Here is a 21522-nt window from a genome sequence, read left to right on the forward strand (position 1 = left end):
GGCGAAGCTTATAAAGAATTCAGGAACGCCAGCAACGCAGCGCGCTGCTCGGCATTGAAGGACAACACATGCTGCTGCGCCGCCTGTGCTTCACCGCCGTGCCACAGCACGGCTTCGAGCAGGTTGCGGGCGCGGCCGTCATGCAGGAACTGGGTATGGCCGCTGACGGTCTGCGTCAGCCCGATACCCCACAACGGCGGCGTGCGCCATTCGCTGCCACCGGCCTTGAATTCCGTGCGGTTGTCGGCCAGGCCTGGGCCCATGTCGTGCAACAGCAAATCGCTGTAGGGGCGGATCACTTGGTTGGCCAACTCGGGTTCGGCGGCATTCGCAGCGGTGGTGAACATCGGCTTGTGGCAACCCTGGCAACCGGCCTGGTAGAACAGGTTTTTCCCGGCCAGCACCTGCGGCGTATTGACGTCGCGGCGCACGGGCACGGCCAGGTTGCGGGTGTAGAACAGCACCAGGCGCAGGATGTTATCGCTGACTTCCGGCTCGCCATCGGGGCCATTGCCGTTGGGTGCCTGTTTGCAGGCGACTTGGGCGTCGGTGCAGTCATCGAAGGGTCTCAGGGAGGTGGTGAGGCCCATATCACCAGAGAACGCGTGAACATTTTGTTGATTGAGGTTCGGTTGCCCGGCTTTCCAGCCAAACCGTCCGAGTACGGTTTTTTGCTCGGCGTCATCCCAGACCCAATTCGCCCGGCCGATGATGGCTTCCTTGTCGGCGGTCTTCGGCTCGGTATTGCGCAGGATATCCGCGTCGCTGATGGCTTCGAGCAGGCCCAGGCCGATCATCGGCGGGGCGATACGCGCGGAAAACCGTGTGTCCGGGTGCATCGGGCCATAGCCGAGCTGGGTGATCTGCAGGTTGGGTTTGCGTAACTCGACGACGCTGCCGTCCTTGAACGTGACGTTGACTGGCGTGTAGTCGACGCGCACCTTGCCTTCTGGTTCGACGCCGGGCACGGCCATGTCCTGCAATTGCCCGCCGTAGACGGGCTCGGGCACCACCCCGGCTTGCTCGATGAGCTTGGCGTAGGACGGCTGCTCCTGGATAGACAGGGGGATCGACAGGCGCACCAGCATCGACACCGCATTGGCCGCGTCGGGCAGCGGCGGATGGCCACGGCCGTCCTTGATATGGCAGTTCTGGCAGGCGTTGGTGTTGAACAGCGGGCCCAGGCCATCACGGGCGGTGGTGGTGGATGGCGCGATCACCCACGGGCTGCGAAAGAAGCTGTTGCCCACACTGAAATCCAGGCGGCGCGTGGGTGACAGGTTGGCCGAGGGCAGAGAAAACGCATTCTGGTCGCGCTTGTTCACCGTCGTCGCGCCGCCCGCTCGCGACTCACCCGGCTCTGCCTTGGTGAAGCGCGGGGCGTCGTCGCAGGCAGTCAGGCTCAAGGCCATCAACGCTGCGCACAGGCGAAAAAGCGAACGAAACATCGAGTTTCCCGGACGAAGGCTGAAAATAAGGTCGCAAAGTCTAACAGGGCAGGGCGGATTGAATAAGAGCAATTATCGTTTGGTGGCATCCCGATTCATTCCCGCTAGAATGACCGCACATTTTTCTCTGGAGGTGGCCAATGCAGGCTCTCGACGCTTTGCTCAACCGTGTTTCCGTGCCGCGTTTGCTGGAACCGGCACCGACCCAGGAGCAGCGCGATGTGCTGTTCGCCGCAGCCATGCGTGCGCCCGACCACGGCCAACTGCGCCCTTGGCGTTTCCTCACCGTGGAAGGTGCCGCCCGTGAGCAGATGGGCACGCTGTTGGCCGAAGCCGCCCGCCTGCAAGACGCCGATGCCCCGCAAGCCGCCATCGACAAGGCCCAGAACGGCCCGTTGCGCGCGCCGCTGGTGGTGGTGGTGATTGCCCGCCTGCAGGAGCACTTCAAGGTACCCAAATCCGAACAATTGCTGGCAGCCGCCTGCGCGGCCCACGGCATTCTGCTGGCGGCCTATGCCCAGGGGATTGGCGCGGTGTGGCGCACGGGTGAGTTGTCCTACTCGGCCCACGTCGCCAAAGGCCTGGGGCTCACGGCGGATGAGGAAGTGATTGGCTTCCTTTATTTGGGGACACCGCAGAATCCGCCGCGTACGGCGGCGAAGGAAGATGTGGCGGCGTTTGTGCAGGCTTGGACGGGTCTCTAAGCAGTACGCGGTCAAAATGTGGGAGGGGGCTTGCCCCCTCCCACATGGGGCCTGTGGTGTTTGTTAAACCTTGAACTGATCCATGAGTTTCATCTGCTGACTGGCCAAGGCATTGAGCTGGCTGCTGATGGCCGCCGATTCGGTGGCCTGGCCGGTGAGGGTTTCGGTCACGGTGCGGATCGCCGAGACGTTGCGGTTGACCTCTTCGGCCACGGCGCTTTGCTGCTCGGCGGCGCTGGCGATTTGCAGGTTCATGTCGCTGATCACCGTCACCGCATCACTGATCTTGCCCAAGGCTTGCGCGGCTTGATGGATCTGCCCGGCATTGCTCTGGGCCTGGCTTTGGCTGGAGTGCATGGTCGCCACCACGCCACGGGTGCCGCTCTGGATGCGTTCGATCACCTGGCGGATTTCCTCCACCGAATCCTGGGTGCGCTTGGCCAGGTTACGCACTTCGTCGGCCACCACCGCAAACCCACGGCCGCTTTCCCCGGCGCGTGCGGCTTCGATCGCCGCGTTGAGCGCCAGCAGGTTGGTCTGCTCGGCAATGCTGCGGATCACCTCCAGGACTGAACCGATTTGCTCGCTGTTGACCGCCAGGGCCTCGACTTCGCCCACGGCCTTGCTGACTTCTTCGGCGAGGGTGGTGATGTCGCGGGTGCTCTGCTCGATGATCGACATGCCTTCACGCGCCGACTGATCGGCGCCGCGTGCCGCGCTGGCGGCATTGGAGGCGCTGTTGGCAACGTCATGGGCGGTGGCGCTCATTTCGTTGGACGCCGTGGCCACTTGGTCGATTTCGCGGAACTGCACCTGCATGCCTTCGCTGGTCTGGCGCGCGATGGCCGAGGACTGGTCGGCCGTGCCGCGCGCTTCGGTGATGCTTTGCTTGATCTGGGCGATGGTCGGTTGCAGCTTGTCGAGGAAACGGTTGAACCAGTTCACCAGTTCGCCCAGTTCATCCTTCTTGGCGTAGGCCAGGCGCTGGGTGAGGTCGCCGTCGCCGCTGGCGATGTCCTTGAGCATGGCGGCCACGCTGTTGATCGGACGGGTCACACCGGTGGCGGTGAGCCAGATCAGCAGCAAACCGAGCAGGCCGGCAGCGGCCGCCACCAGCAAGGCCTTGAGCGTGCCGCTGGCCTCGGCGTCGTCGAGTACGGCTTGCAGCTTGACGTTATCGGCCAGCATCACACTTTTAGGCAACTTGATGACCACGCCCCAGGACTTGGCGTCGGCAATCGGCTTGACCGGGTAGACGGCGCGAATGGTGTCGTCCTGTTCGCGGATCATGCGGTTGTCACTGGCCAGCAGTTGCACGATGTCCTTGCCTTCGGCGCCGAGGGTGTCGATCAGGTTCTTGCCGACTTTGCCCGGCTCGCCACTGTAGGCTGCAATCAGACCGGTGCTTGAAAGAATCTCCAGGTGCGCCGCGCCGTTGAACAGGTCCTTCTGTGCGACGTCGGTGGTTGCTTGCAGGGCGGTGAGGGCGATGTCGACACCGACGACGCCGATGAGTTTGCCGTCCACGATCAGCGGCGAGGCGATGGTGGTCATCAGCACCTTTTTGCCGCCCACCGTATCTTCATACGGGTCCAGCAGGCAGGTATTACGGGTGTCCCGTGGGCAGGTGTACCAGATGTTGTAGGGCGTACCGTTGAGGGTGGGGGTGGTCTTGTTCAGGTCCTCTTCGACCATGATGGTGTTCAAGCCTTCTCCGCCGGCACGGCTCCAATAGCTGGAGAAGCGCCCTTTTTCGTTGGAGACACGCGCCTTGTCATCGACGAATTCGCTGTCCTTGCCATCCAGGCCGTTGGGTTCGAATGACAACCAGAAACCCAGCACTTTGCTGTTGCGATCGAACGTGGTTTTCAGGCTCTGGTTGATTTCTTCGCGCAGCGCGCCGGCTTCCAGGCCACGCTTGCTGGCCATGATGCGCAAATCCTTGATCTGGTCGTTCAGTGCGGTCAGCGCCATCAGGCTGTCGCCGAAGGTTTTCTGCAACTGCACCGCCTGTTCGCCGGCCTTGGCTTGCAGCAGTTGTTCGACGCTGGCGGTGAGCATGCGCGAGCTGGAATCGCTGACCAACTGATCGTTCTGGTTGGTGTTGTAGATGTTGATGCCCACTACCAGTGCAATCACCCCCAACAGGCAGAGCCCGGACAGCAGCACGATTTTCAAGCGGATAGAGAGGGTGTCGAACATAGGTTCACTCACGAATGGACTTGTTGGAAGGCACGCAGTGCACGCCAAGTCCATTCAGCGCTATGTCTGAAACATCGGCGTAACAAATCAATTCATGAGAGATAGGCGATGGGCGGTAGGAAAACGGCTACAGCCAGCATCACACGGGCTGTGCAAGCCGTTCCGGGCGTGACCAGATCCACAGGTTGCCCAGGCTCATCCCGGCAATCGCCAGGTAGATCGGCCAGCCGTGATCGAGCATCACCAGCATCAGGATCGCGCACAGCAGCATGCTCACGGTGGCGCTGACTTTGGCCCGGCGCGCGATGATTTTGCCGTTGCGCCAGTTGAACAGGATCGGCCCGAACAGGCGGTGGTTTTCCAGCCAGGCACTGAGGCGCGGCGAGCTTTTGGTCGCGGCCCAGGCGGCCAGCAGGATGAATTCGGTGGTGGGCAAACCCGGCACGACAATCGCCACCAGCCCGATGCCCAGGCTGACGTAGGCCAGCAGGCCGAAGAGGAACCGTGCGATTTTCGAGGTGGATTGGGTTTTGCCGGTCATGGTGTGTGCAAAGTAGGGGATAACAAAAGAGTCGGCATTGAAATGCGGTTTAAATGTGGGAGGGGGCTTGCTCCCGATAGCGGTGCATCAGCCAACAAATAGGTACCTGACCCTCCGCCATCGGGGGCAAGCCCCCTCCCACAGTTGATTGCATTTCAATGTGGGCGATCAGGCCAGTTCAGGGGCGCTAGCGTACGCCTGTTCCAGCAAGACGGTGAAGCGCACAAACGCATCCACCGCGCCTTTTTCCGCTGCGGCTTCTTCTTCGGCGCTCAACTCCAGGCCGTCGAGGGTGCGGGTGAAGCTTTTCCAGCCTTCGGCGCGACCGCCGGCCGGCTCACCCAGGTGGCGGGCACCGAAGGTTTCGCTCAGGCCCAGGCCTACGGCGCGCTTGATCAGGAAGGCAGCACCCAGCTTGGAACCTTCGGACACGAACAGCCAGCCCAGGGCTTCGGCCTTGCTCGGGTTCTTCAGTGCGCCGGCGACCGGGGCGGGCACTTCGGTGTCCAGGTCAGCCAGGTCCAGCTTGGCGGCCTCGGCGCGGCAGCGTTCGGCCAGGTCGGGCACGATCTTGATCAGTTCGGCATCGTTGTACAGGGCTACCAGTTCTGACTGGAACAGGTATTGCGCCACCACGAACCGCGCGAAGTTGGCCTGGGTTTCAAACGGGGCGTGGGCCTTGACCAGCGCATCCAGCTTGGTATGCGGCTCGTTGGTGATCTGGTTCAGGCGCTGGGAGCGCAGGCTTGGGCGTTCTGCGGTAGGAGAAGCGGTCATGAAAAAGTCCTTGGGAAGGGGAGCGCCTTGTTGCCCTAAAGAGAGCTGTTATCAACTAGACGAACAAGAAGACGCGGCACAGTAAAAAATCCTCACCTCGCCGCTGAAATTTCGACGAGGTGAGTCGGGTCTCGTCAGATGTCCCAGATCAGGTTGATCGCAACGTTGCGGCCCGGCTGAGTCAAGCGGTCGAGGTTGGCCGGGCCGGTCACAGCGGCTTCGCCGACACTGTCGTAGCTGCGCACGTCATCCCAGTTCCAGTATTTCTTGTCGGTGAGGTTGTAGAGGCCGCCGTTGATGGTCACGTCGTTGGTGACCTTGTAGAAGGCGGTCAGGTCGACAACACCGAAGCCAGGTGTCTTGAAGGGGCCGCTGGTGTCGCCGTCCGGCGCGTGGAAGGTCGTGCTGTCGACGCGGTCCTGCTTTTTCACCAGGGTCCAGCTCAACAGTGCGCCGTAGTTGTCCTGGTCGTAGCCCAGGCCGAAGACGCCCTTGAGTGGGTTGACGCTGTTCAGCGGCTCGCCGTTATCGTCGTTACGACCGTAGGCATAGGAAACCGAACCCTGGGTGTAGAGGCCTTGCGGGGCTCCGAACGCATCGAGGTTCAGGCGGCCCTTGGCTTCTGCTCCCTTGATGGTGGCGCGCTTGATATTGACGGCCTGGAACTGTTCAACCGTGCCGCCGACGACGGCGTTGTCTTCGTCGATAAAGTCGCGGTACTTGTTATAAAACACGGCGATTTCGAAGGAGCCTTCGTCGAATTTGCCGCGAATCCCGGTTTCGACGCCTTTACTGGTTTCCGGCTTGAGGTCGGGGTTCGGCTCGACGGTGTAGCCCAGGTTCAGGTTTTCAAAGCGGCCGTACAGCGCCTTGGCGGATGGCGTACGGAAACCTTCGGCATATTGGCCGAACCAGGTGTATTGATCCGTCAGGGCGTAAGTCAGGCCAAACTTGGGCGTCACACGGTGCCAGGTTTTTTCCTTGTCGCTCACCGGGTCCGCGCCTGTCGGGTTGACGGTGTTGAGGAACTCCTGTGTCAGCTTCGGTTTGAGCTGGGTGTAGTCGTAGCGCACGGCGGGCAGGAAGGTCCATTTATCCCAGGTGATCTGGTCTTGTGCGAACAGCGAGTAGGTATTGATGGTCGGGTCGGGGAAGTCGCTGGACTTCTTCACACTGTCGGAGGCCATCGGGCTGGGTGCGCCGATGGCGGTGCAGCCACTGCCGACGGCCACGCACGTCGCATTGCCTTCGCGCGAGCCCGTGACTTTCTGCTGCTTGAGGGTGGTGCCGTAGGTCACTTGGTGATCGGTTTCACCGAGGCTGAACGCTTTGTCCAACTGCGCATCGAAAACCCACTGTTTTTCCTGGTAGAGCGTGTCGCGGGTGCGCAAGACACGCCGGCCTGACTGATAGATCTCGGCGGTGGTCTGGTCGGTCTTGGCGATCTGGTAATTGAGGCTGGTCTTGATGCGGTCGGCAATCGGTGACTCAAGGGCGACGCTGTTTTCCAGGCCGAAACGTTCACGGGTAATGGTGTCGTTACCACGGCGGTCACGGTACAGGTTGAAGCCTCGGCCACCGATGAACGGACCGCCCACCGCGTTCTTCAGGTTGACGTCGCGGTCGTCCTTGTACTTCTCATAGGTCAGGCCCAGGCGGTTGTCATCGCCATAATTCCAGCCGAGCTTGGCCAGGATGTTGGTGGTGCGTGCGTCCTCGGGGTTGGCGCCGGTACGGGCCAGGCCGGTGGCGTTGTTGCCGTCGTAGGATTCGGTCTCATGGCCATTGCGCTGGCTCAGGTGCAGCAAGCCATCGAAGTCCTGCACGCGGCCGGCGACGGTGCCGGAGGTGAGCCAGCTTTCGTCGGCGGAGCTGTAGCCGGTCTTCAGGCGTGCGCCGACGTCCTGGCCGGGCTTGATGATGTCGTCCGGGTCGAGGGTGAAGTAACTCACGGCGCCGCCGATGGCGCTGCTGCCGTAGAGCGCCGAGGCCGGGCCGCGGAGGATTTCGACGCGCTTGACGATCTCCGGGTCGACGTAGTTGCGGCGGGTCTTGGCATAAGGGCCGTTGAAGAAGTTGTCGGGCACTTCCACACCGTCCACCTGGGTGAGGATACGGTCGCCGTCGATACCGCGGATGTTGAACCCGGCATTGCCGGCTCGGGTACCGGCGCCGCCCACCGAGACGCCGGGCTCGTAGCGCACCAGTTCGCGGATGTTGTTGACGTTCTGGCGGTCCAGCTCTTCGCGATCATGCACGCTGACGGTGCTCGGTACGCTGTTCACATCCTGCGCGTTACGGGTGGCGCTGATGGTCACCTGTTGCAGGTTGAGGGTGCTGCCCGCGCTGCGCTTTTCCAGGACGATGTTGTTATTGCCCAGCTTGCGGTAGCTCAGGTTGGTCCCCACCAACAGCCGGTCCAGGGCTTTCTCCGGCGACAGTGCGCCGCGCACGCCAGGGGACGACACGCCCTGGCCCAGTTCGGCGGGCAGGCCGACTTGCCAGCCGGTCACGCTGGTAAAGGCGTTCAGCGCCGAGACCAGTGGCTGTTGCTCGATGCTGAAGCTGTAGTTGCCGTGGCTGCGGGCGGCCGGTTCGGCGGCAGTCGCGGCCATCACTGGCGCACCGGCCAGCAGGATGGCGGCGGTCAGCAAGGACAGCACGGGCGAGGAGGACCGGCGGTTGAAACAAGAGGACATCGAGAGCGCTCCGGAAGGTACGAATCTTATAGTTGCGAACCGAATCAAATAGGAATCAGTTGCATTGGCTAAGACGAGACGTACCGTCGGAGGCTATCGAGTAAAAATAATTCTCATTTAGTTCAGGATGACCAGCGCGGGGTATTCCGACAACTTGGCTGAGGTGATGTGGGCCAGGGAGCGCACCACGTCCAGGGGCTGGTCGAGGCGGTAATTGCCGGTGACAGCAACGCTGGCGAGCTTGTCGTTGGTGTTGACGATCCAACCGGGGTAGTAGCGACGCAGTTCGGCAAGCACTTCGCTCATCGGGCAGTTTTCGAAAATCAGCCGGCCTTGCACCCAGGCCAGGTCCTTGTTGGCATCCAGCCTGGCCGGTTGGCCAAAGCCCTTGGGCCCGATGCGGATGCTTTCGCCGGCGCGCAGGCGTACGCGGGCATCGTCGAAGGTGTTGCTCAGGTCGACATCGCCGCGCTGCACCTGCACTTGGGCTTCGCCATTGAGGTAGCGCACGGCGAAGGCGGTATCACGCACGCTGGCGCGCACGGGGCCGGCGTCGATTTCCAGGGGCAGGCCATGGCCGGGCATGATTTCGAAAAAGGCTTCGCCCTGATACAGGCGGGCGATGCGCTGGTGGTCCTTGATGCTGCTGGAAAACGCCGAATTGGTGTTCAGCAACACTTTCGAGCCATCGTCCAGTTGCAGGCGCTGGCGTTCGCCCACCACGGTGAGGTGGTCGGCTTGCAGGCGTACCGGCAGGTTGCTGAAACTGAACAGGCCGATCAACAGCACCGCGGCGGTGGCCAGTGGTTTCCAGTGCGGCTTGATCCGGCGCCAACCGCTGGGCGTGCGCGGCGCAGCCAGGGCAACGGCGGCGCTGTGCACCGGCGCCCCACCCCACGCGGCCTGGGCCTTGCCGAAGGCGTGGACGTGGGCGGGGTCTTGGGCCAGCCAGGCTTCAAACTCGGCCTGCTGCCCAGGCGCTGGGCACTGCAAGGCAATCAGCCAGTCGAGGGCTTGGTCCATAGCCGTGTCTTGCAACACCTCATGAGCCAGCTCATGGGGGCGCAGTTTATTCGGGTCCGTCACGGTGTTCCTCGGGTCTTCGCCACGTTCTATTCATCTTTCCTACAGCTTGGGTCGAGACTTCTGTCGGCTGAAGCTTAAGGCTGATCCAGTCTTTCGGCCACACCTACGCAAATAGCCATGATCAATTTCAGTTCCTTTTGCACGGTGCTCAAGGACACGCCCAACTGATCGGCGATCTCTTGGTAGCTGCAACCGTGCAGGCGGCTGAGGATGAAAATCTGCTGCTGGCGCGCGCTCAACTGGCCGAGGCTGATGCTCAGGTGCTCAAGCAATTGCTCGGCCTGGGTGGCGTCTTCGGGGGTGCTGATGGGGGCGGCGACGCTTTGCAGGATGTCCAGCGGGACATCTTCCTGCAGCGTGCGCGCCTGAATCCTGCGCGAACGCAAATGATCCAGCGCCAGGTTCCGCGCGGTTTGGTAGACGAAGGGTTCGAGGTGATCGATCGGCCGCTCGCTGAGGGCCCGGGTGACGCGCAGGTAGGTTTCCTGCAACAGGTCCTCGGCGGTGCTGTGGTTATTCACCATCCGCTGCAAGGTGCGTAGCAGAATCACCCGTTGGGTGAGAAAGACTTGGTTGAAGCGAGATTGGCTCACAGTGATACCAGACCGATTTGCAGTTAATGATAATGCTTATCATCAACTGAAATGGCAAGTGGCTATTTCTCTGTGTCTACATAGAACAAATGTGGGAGGGGGCTTGTACTGCCCCTCCCACAGGACCGCGTTATTCGGCGTTGCACAGCGCCAGGCAGTTATCCAGCATGCGGTTCGAGAAGCCCCACTCGTTGTCATACCAGGCCAGTACTTTCAGCAACTTGCCGCTGACCTTGGTGTGGTTGGCATCGAAGATCGACGACAGCGGGTTGTGGTTGAAGTCACTGGAAACCAGCGGCAGGGTGTTATAGCCAAGGATCTTCGAGTGTTGGCTGGCTTCCTTGAGCAGTGCGTTGACTTCCTCGGCCGTGGCGTCTTTCTTCAACTGCACGGTGAGGTCCACCAGCGACACGTTGATCACCGGTACACGCACGGCCATGCCGGTCAGCTTGCCTGCCAGTTCCGGCAGCACCAGGCCCACCGCTTCGGCAGCGCCGGTCTTGCTCGGGATCATGTTCTGGGTGGCCGAACGCGCGCGGTACGGGTCGGTGTGGTAGACGTCGGTCAGGTTCTGGTCGTTGGTGTAGGCATGAATCGTGGTCATCAAGCCGCTTTCGATACCCAGCTCACGGTGCAGTACCTGGGCGACCGGCGCCAGGCAGTTGGTGGTGCACGAGGCGTTGGAGATGATCTGGTGGGATTGACGCAGAATGTCGTGGTTCACGCCGTAGACCACGGTCGCGTCCGCGCCTTTGGCCGGTGCGGAGATGATCACCTTGCGTGCACCAGCGGTAATATGGGCGGCAGCCTTGTCACGGTCGGTGAACAGACCGGTGCATTCGAACACCACGTCGACCTTGTGCGCAGCCCACGGCAGGTCGGCCGGGTTGCGAATGGCACTGACGGCAATCCGGTCACCATTGACGGTCAGGCTTTCCTGATCGTGGGCGACCTCTGCATCGAAAGTGCCATGCACGGTGTCGTATTTAAGCAGGTGGGCATTGATCGAGCTGTCGCCCAAATCATTGATGGCGACGATCTGCAAATCCTGGCGATAGCCTTGGGTATACAGTGCGCGCAGGACATTACGGCCGATACGGCCAAAACCATTGATTGCGATACGAAGAGTCATTGGAAAGTGCCTGTCGTCGATTTGTTGTAAGAATTACAAGATTATTCGCATAAAAATAGAAAACAAGCCTTTTTAGTGGCAATATTTTGTTCAATCTACAACGAGTGACCTGAATCAACTGGTCCGATGATCCAAACGACTCTCTGCCATCCCATGAGCTGCGGGCGTTTGATCAGCATAGACACTCAGGTCGCCACATCCGTTAGCCTGGAGTTCTACACATGCATCCCCGCGTCCTTGAGGTCACCGAACGGCTTATCGCCCGCAGCCGCGCCACTCGTGAGGCTTACCTTGCGCTCATTCGCGGCGCAGCCAGCGACGGTCCGATGCGCGGCAAGCTGCAATGCGCCAACTTCGCCCACGGCGTGGCCGGTTGCGGCACCGAAGATAAAAACAGCCTGCGCATGATGAACGCCGCCAACGTGGCAATTGTTTCGTCATATAACGACATGCTCTCGGCGCATCAGCCGTACGAACATTTCCCTGAACAGATCAAGAAAGCCCTGCGCGAAGTCGGCTCGGTCGGCCAGTTCGCCGGCGGCACCCCGGCCATGTGCGACGGCGTGACCCAAGGCGAGCCCGGCATGGAGCTGAGCCTGCTCAGCCGTGAAGTCATCGCCATGTCCACGGCGGTAGCGCTGTCCCACAACATGTTCGACGCGGCGCTGATGCTCGGCATCTGCGACAAGATCGTGCCAGGCCTGATGATGGGCGCACTGCGCTACGGTCACCTGCCCATGATCTTCGTACCGGGCGGGCCGATGCCGTCGGGCATCTCCAACAAGCAGAAAGCCGACGTGCGCCAGCGCTACGCCGAAGGCAAGGCCAGCCGCGAGGAGTTGCTGGAGTCGGAGATGAAGTCCTACCACAGCCCCGGCACCTGCACCTTCTACGGCACTGCCAACACCAACCAATTGCTGATGGAAGTGATGGGCCTGCACTTGCCGGGCGCCTCGTTCGTCAACCCGTACACGCCGTTACGTGACGCCCTGACCCGCGAAGCCGCGCACCAGGTCACGCGCCTGACCAAGGCCAACGGCAACTTCACGCCGATCGGCGAAATCGTCGATGAGAAATCCATCGTCAACGCCATCGTTGCGCTCAACGCTACCGGCGGTTCCACCAACCACACCCTGCACATGCCGGCCATCGCCATGTCGGCGGGCATCATTCTCACGTGGGACGACATGGCTGACCTCTCTGAGGTAGTGCCGACCCTGTCCCATGTGTATCCAAACGGCAAAGCCGACATCAACCACTTCCAGGCGGCGGGCGGCATGTCGTTCCTGATCCGCGAACTGCTTGAAGCCGGCCTGCTGCACGACGACGTCAACACCGTGGCCGGCGAGGGCCTGAGCCGCTATGTCCAGGAACCATTCCTGGTCGATGGCGAGCTGGTCTGGCGCGACGGCCCGATCGAAAGCCTCGACGAAACCATCCTGCGCCCTGTGGCGCGCGCGTTCTCGCCGGAAGGTGGCTTGCGTGTAATGGAAGGCAACCTCGGCCGCGGTGTGATGAAAGTCTCTGCTGTAGCCCCTGAGCACCAGATCGTCGAAGCACCGGCGGTGGTGTTCCAGGACCAGCAGGACCTGGCGGATGCGTTCAAGGCCGGCCAGCTGGAAAAAGACTTTGTCGCGGTGATGCGCTTCCAGGGCCCGCGTTCCAATGGCATGCCGGAACTGCACAAGATGACGCCGTTCCTCGGCGTGCTGCAGGACCGTGGCTTCAAAGTCGCGCTGGTGACAGACGGGCGTATGTCCGGCGCGTCGGGTAAGATCCCCGCCGCGATTCACGTCAACCCCGAAGCCCAGAGCGGCGGGCCGCTGGCGCGGGTGCGCGATGGCGATATCATTCGCGTCGATGGCGTGAAGGGCACCTTGGAGCTTAAGGTGGACGCCGAAGAATTTGCAGCGCGCACGCCTGCCACGGGCCTTTTGGGCAATAACGTGGGGGCCGGTCGCGAGCTGTTTGCATTTATGCGCTTGGCCGCAAGCTCCGCAGAGCAGGGCGCCAGCGCCTTTACCTGTGCCTTGGAGATGCTTAAGTGAAGCTAGCGCTGGTCGGTGACATCGGGGGTACCAACGCCCGTTTTGCGTTGTGGCGAGATCAGGCGCTGCACTCGATCCGAGTGCATGCCACGGCTGATCACCAAAGCCCTGAGGACGCGATCAAGGTCTATCTCAAGGAAGAAGGCCTGGAAATCGGGGACATCGGTGCGGTGTGCCTGTCCGTCGCCGGGCCGGTGAGCGGGGATGAATTCAAATTCACCAACAATCACTGGCGCCTGAGCAAAACTGCGTTTTGCCAGGCGTTGCAGGTGGATGAACTGCTGCTGGTGAATGACTTCTCGGCCATGGCACTGGGCATGACTCGCCTTAAACCCGACGAATTCCGCGTGGTCTGCGAAGGCACTCCGGAACCGTTGCGCCCGGCGGTGGTAATCGGTCCGGGCACCGGCCTGGGCGTCGGTACCCTGCTGGACCTCGGCGCAGGCCGCTTTGCGGCGTTGCCCGGGGAGGGTGGCCATGTCGACCTGCCCCTGAGCAGCCCACGGGAAACCCAGCTGTGGCAGCATATCTACAGCGAGATCGGCCACGTCAGCGCCGAAACCGCCTTGAGCGGTGGCGGTTTGCCGCGTCTGTACCGGGCGATTTGTGCGGTCGATGGTCACACACCGGTGCTCGACACGCCGGAAGCCATCACGGCGGCGGGCCTGGCGGGCGACCCGGTGGCCATGGAAGTGTTGGATCAATTCAGCATCTGGCTGGGCCGGGTGGCCGGCAACAATGTGCTGACCACCGGTGGACGCGGTGGAGTGTATATCGTCGGTGGGGTGATTCCGCGGTTTGCGGACTTCTTTATCAACAGCGGCTTTGCCAAGAGCTTCAGTGACAAAGGCTGCATGAGCGACTACTTCAAAGGCATTCCGGTGTGGTTGGTGACCGCGCCGTATTCCGGGTTGACCGGGGCTGGCGTCGCATTGGAACAGGCGTTTGCCTGATCCGCACCGCCTATAACAACAAGGAGGACCCCGTGAGCGTAATCAGTAAATCGATTCTCCTCGTCGACGACGACCAGGAAATCCGCGAATTGCTGCAAACCTACCTCAGTCGCGCCGGTTTCCAGGTGCGTGGCGTGCCGGATGGCGCGGGGTTCCGCCAGGCGATGAACGAGGCGCCATGCGACCTAGTCATCCTCGATGTGATGCTGCCGGACGAAGACGGTTTCAGCCTTTGCCGCTGGATTCGCCAGCACCCGCGCCAGGCGCAGGTGCCGATCATCATGCTCACCGCCAGTTCCGACGAAGCCGACCGCGTGATCGGCCTGGAACTGGGGGCCGACGACTATATCGGCAAACCTTTCAGCCCCCGCGAGTTGCAGGCACGGATCAAGGCCTTGTTGCGTCGCTGTCAGTTCGGCCAGGAGCGCAGCGGAAATGGCGATGTGCTGGTGTTCGATGAATGGCGCCTGGACATGATCAGCCACCGGCTGTTCCACGTGGATGGCGAAGAGGTGATCCTCTCAGGTGCCGACTTTGCCCTGCTCAAGCTGTTTCTCGATCACCCGCAACAGATTCTCGACCGCGACACCATCGGCAACGCCACCCGTGGCCGTGACCTGATGCCGCTCGACCGCATCGTCGACATGGCGGTCAGCCGCTTGCGTCAACGCCTGCGCGACACCGAAAAACCCCCGAGGCTGATCCGCACCGTGCGTGGCAGCGGTTATCAACTGGCAGCCAGCGTGGTTGCCGGCAATGCCCACTGAACTACTGACCGAGCGCCGCCGCCGCTTCCCGGTACCGCGCTCGTTACTGGGGCGCATGCTGCTGCTGACCTTGCTCGCGGTGTTGTTCGCGCAGGCGCTGTCCAGCGTGATCTGGGTTTCGCAGTTGCGCGCCACCCAGCTGGAAGGCCTGGTCACCAGCGCTCGTAGCCTGGCGCACTCGATGACCGCCAGCGTGAGTTATTTCCGTTCATTGCCGGTGGCCTATCGCCCGTTGGTCCTGGACCAATTGCGCAGCATGGGCGGCACCCGTTTTGTCGTGACCCTCAATGATCGGCCACTCGACATGCAAGTGCTGCCGCAAACCCCGCGTAAACAGGCGGTGCTGGTGGCCGTGGATGAAGTGCTGCGCCAGACCTTGGGCGCCAACGTGCCAATCTCGGTGGAGTTCGTCAGCGCTGAAGACCTGCGCATCTTCAATGCCGGCTTGAAACTCGATGAGCTGCCGCGCTCCTGGGCGCATTACGCGCTGACCCTGGAGCCCGTCAACCCGCCGGTGTTGGTCACCCAGATCGAGCTTGCCCCCGGCGAATGGCTGTACATCGCTTCGCTGTTGCCCGAGCCCTACACCAGCCTTGAAGAACAGGGCCTGCCGTCCCAGCAGGTGTGGTTTATCGTGCTGACCAGCGGCTTTTTGCTGCTGTTCATCGGCCTGCTGGTGCACTGGCAGAGCCGGCCGCTCAAGCGCCTGGCGCGGGCGGCGCGGGACATGTCCCTGGGCGCCGATGTGGAGCCGGTGGCCGAAGGCGGCGGCAGTGAAGTGGTGGAAGTGGGCCGCGCGTTCAATGCCATGCGCGAACGCATCAGCCGTTACCTCACGGAGCGCAGCCAATTGTTCAGCGCGATCTCCCACGACCTGCGCACACCGATTACGCGTCTGCGCCTACGTGTGGAACTGCTTGAAGACGAGAACCTGCAAATCAAGTTCGGCCGTGATCTGGATGAATTGGAGTTGCTGGTCAAAGGCGCGCTGCAATGCGTGAAAGACACCGATATTCACGAGAACATCCAGCCGGTCGACCTTAACCATGTGCTCGAATGCCTGGTGGAGCCCTACGTGGCGCCCAACGGCAACGGTCGGGTCACCCTGGACGGCGCAGCAGTGGCGGCGTACCCGGGCAAGCCGCTGGCGCTCAAGCGCTGCATCGGCAACCTGATCGACAATGCCTTGAAGTATGGGCAGAACGCCCATTTGCATATCGAGGACGATGGCGCGGAGTTCATCCTGCACGTCGACGACGAAGGCCCCGGCGTGCCGGAACAGCGCCTGGAACAAGTCTTCGAACCGCACTTTCGCCTGGCCGGCCAGCAGCAGGGTTACGGTTTGGGCTTGGGTATTGCTCGTAACATCGCCCACAGCCATGGCGGTGAAGTGAGTTTGCAGAATTTGCGCGAAGGTGGCTTGCGGGTGACGTTGCAACTGCCCCGGACCCTGGACTGAAAAACACGGTTGGGCAAATGTGAGTCAGACGCTTTGGCGCAGCCTGGCCAAATCCCTCAGCGGCGGTGCCCCGAACAACCGGCTGTACTCCCGGCTGAACTGCGACGGGCTTTCATACCCCACCCGATACCCCGCCGCCGACGCTTCCAGCCCTTCGGCAATCATCAGCCGACGTGCCTCCTGCAAGCGCAGCTGCTTTTGGTACTGCAGCGGGCTCATCGCCGTAATCGCCTTGAAGCGGTGGTGCAGGGTCGAGACGCTGAGGTTCACTTCCTTGGCCAGGTCATCGATGCGCAGCGGTTGCTCGTAGTTGCCATTGAGCCACTTGATCGCCTGGCTGACGCGATGGCTCTGGCTGTTGGCCACGGCAATTTCATACAGGCGATAACCCTGTGGCCCGCGCAGCAAGCGGTAGAGAATTTCACGATTGATCAGCGGTGCCAGCATGGCGATGTCTTTGGGCGTATCCAGCAGGCGCGCCAGGCGTAGCACGGCGTCGAGCAGTTGGGGGTCGATACGGTCCACATACATCCCGCGCGATGTCGGGCGCGTGGGCACGCCCATGGGGCCGGCCTCGGCGATCAAGGCGGTGAGCTGCGCCGGGTCGATATTGATGCGCACTGACAGGTTCGGATCTTCCGGAGTGGCATCGATGATCCGCCCGGCCACCGGCATCGCCACCGAGAACACCAGGTAATTGAGCGGGTCGTAGGCAAAGATTTCGTCGGCCAGACGCACTTCCTTGCTGCCGTTGGCGAGGATGCACAACGCCGGCTCCACCAGCACCGGCATGAAGTCACGCGGCGTGTTGTGGCGGTTCAGGAACAGTGAGGTAATCGCCGTGCCATAGGAGCCGTCTTCCCAGGTATGGCGATGCACGATGCCCGCCAGCTCGGCGCGCTGTTTTTCCGTCTCGGCATCAAGGGGCATGGGCGGGTGTTCGGGCGGCGACATGGGACGTCCTCTGCAGGCTTTTTTGATGGGCTCAGCTTAGTGGCGGCTTTTCAAACAGTGTTAGGTCGATTCTGCACAATCCTTGCCTGATCCTGCGACACATCGTGAATCAGGCAAGCCCCTGGACTGTCATCTCCCTGAAACAAGGCATTGGCCTGTGCAATAAAAGCGGCGGGCCGAGTGTCCTGTCTACGCTTCTCGCAGGATTGTGCAATAAGCCAGCAGGAATTGACTAACCGCGTCCGCACTCGCGCCGTTATCTTTGATCCTGTGGCAACACGCCCTCACAGTGCTTGCCGAGCATCACTTCTCAACGGGAGAGTCGAACATGTCCACCCCCATTCCCGCGAGCCATATGGCCTTTATCCGCGCCCGCACCGGGTGCAGCACCGAACTGGGTGCACGCTTGAGCAGTTTGATCGAACCGGGCCGTCAGGCTCAGGGTTGCCTGCAATTCTCGTTGCAGCATTCCCAGGTCGATCCCGATGTCTGGTTGATCTCGGGTTTCTGGAGCAGCGAGCAGGCGATGAGCGCCTACTTCAACTCGCCGGCCCTGATGATCTTTACCGAGCTGTTGAACGACATGGTTGTGCGCAGCATGGACTTCCAGACCTTCACCGATGCAACCGCCGCCAATGCCTACGGCGAGTACCTGCAACTCGCCGGTTGAGGGTTAGAATGGCCAACTTTTCCATTGGCCAGGACCTGCAACATGGCACGTAAACAATTTGCCCATCACGAAGCCGTTTCCGCCGTAGTACCAGGAGAGGGTGGCTACAGCGCCGCCGTCGCCGTCAAGGCGCTGGATGGCATGGGCGCACCGCAGTTTCACAAGATCCTGGATGGACAGACCTTCAAGACCGCCTCCGACGCCGATGATGCTGCCACTGTGCAGCTTGAGCGGCTGATCGATGTGGATGAAGAGGGTCAACTGACCTGGGCGAGCGCCGCGAGCTGAACAACGCCGACCATCGAATGTGGGAGGGGGCTTGCTCCCGATAGCAGTGTGTCAGTCAACAACGATGTTGGATGTGCCATTGCCATCGAGGGCAAGCCCCCTCCCACTTTTTTGGTGTATTTCAGTCAGGGTTTGCTGGCGCCTGGGCGGTACATCTTGAACAACGCCTCCGGCCCCAGCTGGAAGTAATCCGCCGGGCCGCCACCGCGCAAAATCGGCTCGGCGGCGGCGGTGTCGTACACCCCATCCTTGAGCAACCACTTGGCAATGTGCACCGCGACCACTTCGCCCAGCACCAGCCAGCTCGGCACCAGCGCTTTGTCGGCGCGCTGCAGCTGGATGATCTGCGTCACCTTGCACTCGAACGAGACCGGGCTCTCGCCTACCCGCGGTACGCCGACGATTTTCGACGCCACCGGCGTCAGGCCGGACAACTCGAACTCATTCACATCCGGTGAAACGGCCGCGCAACTCTGGTTCATCTGCTCGGCCAGCGGGCGGGTGGCCAGGTTCCACACAAACTCGCCGGTCTGTTCGATATTGTTCAGGCTGTCTTTGCGCCCGACGCTGGAAAACCCGATGATCGGCGGAATGTAGTTGAACGCATTGAAGAAACTGTAGGGCGCCAGGTTCAGGCGACCCTCGCGGTCGTGGGACGAAATCCAGCCGATCGGCCGTGGTCCGACGATGGCATTGAAGGGGTCATGGGGCAGGCCGTGGCCGTTGGCGGGTTCGTAGAAATGGATATCGTCAGGCATGGCCGGGGTTCCTGCTGCGGGGTTCGGGGAGGCAGCCATAGTGCAATCCATGGCGACGAATTTCCATCGAGCCTATGCAATTTTCATTCATCGGCCACCTATTTTTCACAGTGCTCCCTTCAGTCTGCGCCCAAGGTCTACACCCCCTATAAGACTGAGCCTTGGAGCCTTCTACCGCATGAACAAACTTCCTCAGATCACCCTGGCGTTCTGGGTCATGAAAATCTGCGCAACCACCCTGGGCGAAACCGCCGGTGATTTGCTGTCGATGACCCTGAACGTCGGTTACGCCATCAGCTCGATGATCCTGATCAGCGTGTTCCTGGTCACCCTGGTGACACAACTCTGGTCTAAAACCTATAACCCGGTGCTGTACTGGATCGTGATTTTGTCCACCAGCACGGCGGGTACCACCATGTCGGATTTCATGGACCGCACCCTTGGCCTGGGTTATGCCACCGGGTCGATGATCCTGATCGTGATCCTGATGATCATCTTCGCGTTGTGGCACCTCAGTGGTGACTCGCTGAACGTGAGCAAGGTGCAGACCTTCCGGGGCGAGTTGTTCTATTGGATGGCGATCCTGTTCTCCAACACCCTGGGCACTGCATTGGGCGACTTCCTGGCGGACGATTCCGGACTCGGCTTTGCTGGTGGCGCCTTGTTGATTGGCTCGACCATCGCCGCCGTCGTGGCGCTGAAGTACTTCACGCGGATTTCGTCGGTGCTGTTGTTCTGGGTGGCGTTTGTGTTGACCCGGCCGTTTGGCGCGACCCTGGGCGACTTCCTGACCAAGCCCCATGAAAAGGGCGGGTTGGATTTCGGCACCATTGGCTCATCGGCGGTATTGGCGGCGGTACTGGTGGTGATGATTGCCGGGGCGTCGTATGCGCAGCGGCGATATGGGCGGAGCGAGGTGGCGGAACTGTCCTGACTCAAGATGTGGGAGGGGGCGAGCCCCCTCCTCACATTTTTAATCCGTGGTGATACGAGAATGCTTGCGTGTGTCCTTCATGGTCACATAGACCACCAGCGACACCGCGATACACGCGGTCACGTACCAGTAGTAACCGGTTTCCATACCAATGCTCTTGAACCACAGCGCGATGTATTCAGCGGTACCGCCGAAGATCGATACGGTCAGTGCATACGGCAGGCCAACGCCCAGGGCGCGGATTTCGGTCGGGAACAGTTCGGCTTTGACCACCGCGTTGATCGAGGTGTAGCCGCTGACGATGATCAGCGCCGCCATGATCAGGAAGAACGCGCCCCACCAGGTCTGGATCGTGTGCAGGGTGGTGAGGATCGGCACGGTGAACAGGGTGCCGAGGATGCCGAAGGCGATCAGGATCGGCCGACGACCGACTTTGTCCGACAAGCCGCCGACGATCGGTTGCAGGCACATGAACAGGAACAGCGTCGCCGCCGAGATGGTGGTGGAGTCGGAAATGCTCATGCCGACGGTGTTCACCAGGTATTTCTGCATGTAGGTGGTGTAGGTGTAGAAGGCCAGGGTACCGCCCATGGTCAGGCCGACCACGGTCATCAGTTCCTTGGGGTGACGCATCAAGGTGCGCATGGCGCTTTCCTTGGCTTTTTCCTTCTTGGTGAACGACTCGGTTTCTTCCATGCCGCGACGCAGGTACAGCGCGACCACTGCGCACAGGGCGCCGATGGCGAACGGGATACGCCAGCCCCAGTCGTACAGTTGCTCGGTGGTCAGGATCTGCTGCAGCACGATCAGCACCGCCAGGGCGATGAGTTGGCCGGAGATCAGGGTCACGTATTGGAAGCTGGAGAAGAAACCGCGACGCTCCTTGGTCGCCATTTCACTCAGGTAGGTGGCCGAGGTGCCGTATTCGCCACCCACCGACAAGCCTTGCAGCAGGCGGGCGAACACCAGCAGGATCGGTGCGCCGACGCCGATGGTTTCGTAACCGGGGCTCAGGGCGATGATCAATGAGCCGAAGCACATCAACAGGACCGAAGCCATCAGTGCCGCTTTACGTCCCGCACGGTCGGCGTACAGGCCCATCAGCCAGCCTCCGATCGGGCGCATCAGGAAGCCCACGGCGAAGATCGCGGCGGTGTTGAGCAGTTGGGCGGTGGTGTCGCCTTTCGGGAAGAAGGCTTTGGCGAAGTACAGCGAGAAAGCGGCGTAGACGTACCAGTCGTACCACTCGACCATGTTGCCGACCGATCCGCTGAAGATCGATTTGATCCGGCTGGAGGTGGTGCGTTCTTTAGCCGGCGCGGCTGCCGACCCCAGAGGCAAGGTGTTGGAGTTATCCATCGAAGGATCCTTCATCTAGTTGTTTTTATGGAGCGGCGCGTGCGCAGCCTGGCTGGGGCTATAGCAGGAGCTGTGCCAGGTGGATGAAGGCCCGGTCTAGAAGGGTTTGCGGATTTTTTTGAGCGGAAAGCCGCTGATGGTTTTGAGGGG

The 21522-nt window shown here is 61.4% G+C and carries 19 protein-coding genes; 8 read left to right on the forward strand and 11 right to left on the reverse strand.

Features of this window, described 5'->3' with window-relative positions; all coding sequences use genetic code 11:
- Positions 1–8: 8 nt before the first annotated feature.
- Positions 9–1448 carry a di-heme oxidoredictase family protein gene (locus J1G35_RS25435; protein WP_053135695.1) on the reverse strand — a complete coding sequence of 480 codons (1440 nt, stop codon included), beginning with the start codon at positions 1446–1448 and terminating at the stop codon, positions 9–11.
- A 140-nt stretch (positions 1449–1588) separates the two neighbouring features.
- On the opposite strand from J1G35_RS25435, the gene J1G35_RS25440 reads away from it, so the two are divergent.
- Entirely contained in the window at positions 1589–2152 is a 564-nt protein-coding gene (locus tag J1G35_RS25440; RefSeq protein ID WP_053135698.1) for an NAD(P)H nitroreductase, read from the forward strand.
- A 63-nt stretch (positions 2153–2215) separates the two neighbouring features.
- On the opposite strand, the gene J1G35_RS25445 is transcribed toward J1G35_RS25440, so the two are convergent.
- The 7 genes from J1G35_RS25445 to gap all read right to left on the reverse strand — a co-directional run bounded on the left by J1G35_RS25445 (position 2216) and on the right by gap (position 11182).
- Positions 2216–4354 (reverse strand): methyl-accepting chemotaxis protein, encoded by a 2139-nt coding sequence (locus tag J1G35_RS25445; RefSeq protein ID WP_223016350.1) that lies wholly within the window; start codon positions 4352–4354, stop codon positions 2216–2218.
- A gap of 139 nt (positions 4355–4493) precedes the next feature.
- Positions 4494–4895, reverse strand: coding sequence for a YbaN family protein (locus tag J1G35_RS25450; protein ID WP_053135704.1), 402 nt, complete (start codon positions 4893–4895; stop codon positions 4494–4496).
- 168 nt (positions 4896–5063) lie between these two features.
- On the reverse strand, positions 5064–5672 hold the full coding sequence (locus tag J1G35_RS25455; protein ID WP_223016339.1) for a biliverdin-producing heme oxygenase: 609 nt from the start codon (positions 5670–5672) through the stop codon (positions 5064–5066).
- 134 nt (positions 5673–5806) lie between these two features.
- Positions 5807–8371 carry a TonB-dependent receptor gene (locus J1G35_RS25460; protein ID WP_223016340.1) on the reverse strand — a complete coding sequence of 855 codons (2565 nt, stop codon included), beginning with the start codon at positions 8369–8371 and terminating at the stop codon, positions 5807–5809.
- A 117-nt stretch (positions 8372–8488) separates the two neighbouring features.
- A complete protein-coding gene (locus J1G35_RS25465; protein WP_053135713.1) occupies positions 8489–9457 on the reverse strand; it encodes a FecR domain-containing protein in 969 nt (322 codons plus the stop codon).
- A 74-nt stretch (positions 9458–9531) separates the two neighbouring features.
- A complete protein-coding gene (locus tag J1G35_RS25470; protein ID WP_223016341.1) occupies positions 9532–10050 on the reverse strand; it encodes a sigma-70 family RNA polymerase sigma factor in 519 nt (172 codons plus the stop codon).
- 130 nt (positions 10051–10180) lie between these two features.
- Entirely contained in the window at positions 10181–11182 is a 1002-nt protein-coding gene (gene gap, locus J1G35_RS25475; protein WP_053135718.1) for a type I glyceraldehyde-3-phosphate dehydrogenase, read from the reverse strand.
- Positions 11183–11403: 221 nt separating this feature from the next.
- Between gap and edd the strand changes: the two genes are divergently transcribed.
- Genes edd through J1G35_RS25495 form a run of 4 tightly spaced genes read left to right on the forward strand, consistent with a single transcriptional unit; the run spans position 11404 to position 16409 of the window.
- On the forward strand, positions 11404–13230 hold the full coding sequence (edd, locus tag J1G35_RS25480) for a phosphogluconate dehydratase (protein ID WP_223016342.1): 1827 nt from the start codon (positions 11404–11406) through the stop codon (positions 13228–13230).
- Positions 13227–14183: a glucokinase gene (locus tag J1G35_RS25485; RefSeq protein WP_223016343.1), complete on the forward strand. Its 957-nt coding sequence runs from the start codon at positions 13227–13229 to the stop codon at positions 14181–14183. Before edd ends, J1G35_RS25485 begins: the two co-directional genes overlap by 4 nt.
- A 32-nt stretch (positions 14184–14215) precedes the next feature.
- Complete coding sequence (locus J1G35_RS25490; protein WP_024077192.1) at positions 14216–14950, forward strand: response regulator transcription factor; 735 nt, start codon at positions 14216–14218, stop codon at positions 14948–14950.
- The gene (locus J1G35_RS25495) at positions 14940–16409 is read left to right on the forward strand and encodes an ATP-binding protein (RefSeq protein WP_053135728.1); all 1470 of its coding nucleotides are present in this window, start codon (positions 14940–14942) and stop codon (positions 16407–16409) included. Before J1G35_RS25490 ends, J1G35_RS25495 begins: the two co-directional genes overlap by 11 nt.
- Before the next feature lie 24 nt (positions 16410–16433).
- On the opposite strand, the gene J1G35_RS25500 is transcribed toward J1G35_RS25495, so the two are convergent.
- On the reverse strand, positions 16434–17363 hold the full coding sequence (locus tag J1G35_RS25500; RefSeq protein ID WP_223016344.1) for an AraC family transcriptional regulator: 930 nt from the start codon (positions 17361–17363) through the stop codon (positions 16434–16436).
- Between the two features lie 328 nt (positions 17364–17691).
- On the opposite strand from J1G35_RS25500, the gene J1G35_RS25505 reads away from it, so the two are divergent.
- Positions 17692–18033, forward strand: coding sequence for an antibiotic biosynthesis monooxygenase family protein (locus J1G35_RS25505; RefSeq protein ID WP_053135733.1), 342 nt, complete (start codon positions 17692–17694; stop codon positions 18031–18033).
- A 42-nt stretch (positions 18034–18075) separates the two neighbouring features.
- Entirely contained in the window at positions 18076–18321 is a 246-nt protein-coding gene (locus J1G35_RS25510) for a hypothetical protein (RefSeq protein WP_053135736.1), read from the forward strand.
- Positions 18322–18446: 125 nt separating this feature from the next.
- On the opposite strand, the gene J1G35_RS25515 is transcribed toward J1G35_RS25510, so the two are convergent.
- Entirely contained in the window at positions 18447–19079 is a 633-nt protein-coding gene (locus tag J1G35_RS25515; protein ID WP_053135739.1) for a flavin reductase family protein, read from the reverse strand.
- Between the two features lie 178 nt (positions 19080–19257).
- On the opposite strand from J1G35_RS25515, the gene J1G35_RS25520 reads away from it, so the two are divergent.
- Positions 19258–20013 (forward strand): hypothetical protein, encoded by a 756-nt coding sequence (locus J1G35_RS25520; RefSeq protein WP_223016345.1) that lies wholly within the window; start codon positions 19258–19260, stop codon positions 20011–20013.
- A 39-nt stretch (positions 20014–20052) separates the two neighbouring features.
- On the opposite strand, the gene J1G35_RS25525 is transcribed toward J1G35_RS25520, so the two are convergent.
- Positions 20053–21372 carry an MFS transporter gene (locus J1G35_RS25525; RefSeq protein ID WP_053135742.1) on the reverse strand — a complete coding sequence of 440 codons (1320 nt, stop codon included), beginning with the start codon at positions 21370–21372 and terminating at the stop codon, positions 20053–20055.
- Between the last annotated feature and the right edge of the window lie 150 nt (positions 21373–21522).

Origin of the sequence: Pseudomonas sp. SH10-3B, from assembly GCF_019891415.1 — a bacterium.
In the GTDB taxonomy this organism is placed as follows: domain Bacteria; phylum Pseudomonadota; class Gammaproteobacteria; order Pseudomonadales; family Pseudomonadaceae; genus Aquipseudomonas.